This is a genomic window from Clostridium aromativorans (genome assembly GCF_020908015.1).
Lineage (GTDB): Bacteria > Bacillota > Clostridia > Clostridiales > Clostridiaceae > Clostridium_B > Clostridium_B aromativorans.
Window position 1 is genome coordinate 1 of the sequence record NZ_JAJJPB010000064.1, and the last position, 2,912, is coordinate 2,912.

3 protein-coding genes are annotated in these 2,912 nt (G+C 32.2%); all 3 read left to right on the top strand.

Annotated features, from left to right (window positions below; genetic code table 11):
- Positions 1 to 120 (top strand): integrase core domain-containing protein (locus LN736_RS18775; RefSeq protein ID WP_229982205.1); only part of this gene is annotated, 120 nt, incomplete at its 5' end.
- A gap of 206 nt (positions 121 to 326) precedes the next feature.
- Positions 327 to 569 carry an ATP-binding protein gene (locus tag LN736_RS18780; protein ID WP_326839106.1) on the top strand — a complete coding sequence of 81 codons (243 nt, stop codon included), beginning with the start codon at positions 327 to 329 and terminating at the stop codon, positions 567 to 569.
- A 506-nt stretch (positions 570 to 1,075) separates the two neighbouring features.
- Complete coding sequence (locus LN736_RS18785) at positions 1,076 to 2,218, top strand: ISAs1 family transposase (protein ID WP_179977686.1); 1,143 nt, start codon at positions 1,076 to 1,078, stop codon at positions 2,216 to 2,218.
- Positions 2,219 to 2,912: the final 694 nt, after the last annotated feature.

The window sequence follows — 2,912 nt, forward strand, 5'->3', positions numbered from 1 at the left end:
GATTACCAGAATCCACGGGAGGCACGCATTGGAATCAACGGCTACTTGAAATATTATAATTATAAAAGGCCGCATCAAAGTCTTAGCTATAAGACTCCCGCTGAAATATACAACAAATAATTTATTTGCTTTCCTGAGAAAAATTATACCTGCAGATGGAAATTACGTCAAGGATGCTGACGCACCATCTGCGATGGCATGTCCCTGACATAATTTTCATCAACAGGTGAAGTGTATTTAAGGGAAAGCATTATGATACTGTTTATCAACCTAACTATAAATCTACTAAAAAATTGTCTTGACAAAGGGGTGCACTTTATCTTCCAATAGACCATTTGGGTGCTAATCTATTTTTTCAACTTATAACAAAGAGATACGAACATAATTCTACTATAATAACAACGAATCAGCCATTCAGTAAATGGGGAGATGTTTTTTCAGATGTAACTTTAGCTAATGCAATATTAGATAGGTTATTGCATCATTCACATATCGTAAAAATTATTGGACCTTTATATAGGACAAAAGATGTTTATGAATTAATCCAGCAAGAAAGAACCCCTGATTAATTTAAATTTACTATAAAATATTTATGCATTTTCATGTTGGAACTTTTCAACATTTTGAACTTGACATTTACAAATATATGCTCTTCGTTTTCGGCTGAAGTTTCTTTAATACTGCTATTTGTATTATGCTTCATCACGTTAAAAGGTGCCCTAACGCTCTACATAATCCCGTTACAATGTAACCAGTTTACATACCTGTATAATGTTTTAAAAGGTCATACACACCCTTCTGACGAGCAAACAATACAATAGTAGTAATACTGCTTGTTGTCCGAGTTTATTTCTTATACAACGGCTCACAACACCTATACCTATTATTTTTTACAGTTGGGGTATGTTTAACCAACTCTCTATATTTATTTTTATATATTAAAAAAGTCCCTTAGGTACTAGCCACGGCAAAAGCATGAAGGAATGTTTATCCAATGGATAAATTACCACTAACAATTATAGTTCTGTTATAGTAGAATAACCTTAATAAAATACTCTTATGGAGGTTATTGAATATGGCAGTAAAAAAGTATAAGGGAAGCTTTTTTGAGCATTTTAGTGTAATCTACGATACAAGGCAAGAAGGTAAAGTTAGGCACAAGCTTATAGATATCATCTTTATTGCAATTGCAGCAACAATATGCAGCTGCGATGACTGGGAGGACGTTGAAGCTTGGGCGATTGAAAGAGAAGATTGGCTGAGGAAGTACCTTGAACTGCCAAATGGCATACCAACACATCATACAATTGAAAGAGTATTAAATTTAATAGATCCTAAACAGTTTGAAAGATGTTTTGTGCTTTGGATGAGAGAAGTAACAGAGATTGGGAATAATACAGTAATAGCAATCGACGGAAAAACAATGCGTGGAACAGAAAATAAAAAGAATAATAAAAAGGCAATTCATATAGTAAGTGCCTGGTGCAGCAGTAATAAGCTTATCATAGGGCAGGTAAAGGCAGATGAAAAAAGCAATGAAATTACTGCAATACCTGAATTACTTGATATGCTTTTAATAAAGGGCAGCATTGTTACAATTGATGCAATGGGCTGTCAGAAAGATATTGCAGAAAAGATTGTAAAACACAATAAAGCAGACTATGTATTGGCACTTAAAGAAAACCACAAGGTTTTATATGATGAGGTAAAAGAATATTTCAAAGATGCGAAAGCAGATAAGGTAAAGAATGAAAAAATTGAGTGCTACCGTACTATGGAAAAATCCCATGGGAGAATTGAAGAAAGAATCTTTTACTATTCTACTGATATATCATGGATGAAAGCTAAAGATGACTGGACAAAATTAAATGGTATAGGTATGGTTATTAGAAATTGTGAAGAAAATGGGAGAAAGACAGAGGAGTGTAGATACTATCTGGGAAGTATTAAGAATGTAAAAGACTTTTCACAGGCAGCAAGAAAACATTGGGGAATTGAGAGTACTCATTGGAACCTGGATGTAACTTTTAGGGAAGATGAAAATAGGAATAGAACAGGGAACAAGCCACAAAACATTGGACTGCTAAAAAGAATTGCTCTTAACTTAGTAAAAAAAGATGAAGAAAGATATCCTAAGAAAAGCTTGAAATCTAGAAGGTTTCAGGCATTACTCAGCTTGGAATATCTTGAATATATATTATTCATAAATTTTAGATAGATCTAAGAAAATTTAAAAAGAACGCAAATGTAGACTGGATATATCCATTAAGGACTATTTGGTTTTGAATGTGGTCCTCTTTTAAAGGAGTAAAGATCTAGGCTCTGGCTGCTTCTTACACCATTTCACAGTAATACCAGAGTACATTTCAGGGAAAATAAGGCATACCTCATATATAAATGCTGCAAAGGCATTTTTTAAAAAATTCTTGCAAGAGAATTTTGGAAAGAGATGGGTTCATGCTTTTTCCGTGAGGTACTAGCCTAAAGGACTTGAAATTTCTTTATTATTTCTGTATAATCAGCACATAAACTGAATACAGTAAATTCGTTACTTTCCTGGTATTGCCGTACCTTTATTCAAATTATTTTTTTGCATTCTCTAAATAAATTTATATTTATTTGTCTTAAAATAAAAAACTAAATAAAATTAACTATCCAGTTTTTGTTATAGTTAGTATATAGCGCTATGACCTCGTTTCAACCTCATTCTTGTTTACTAATATTGCAGCACTAACTTTTTACCTGATTTTAGATATTATATTGTAATTTTATGTCATTTGAGTTACAATATTTATCATAAATGTAATTTAAATATTATGAAGACACTCGAAAAGTAGATGGAAAATCTTAAAAGATATTTAATCAGCCAACTACTTAGCATAAGTTGGAAACTTGTTAAATGAACTTTGAAA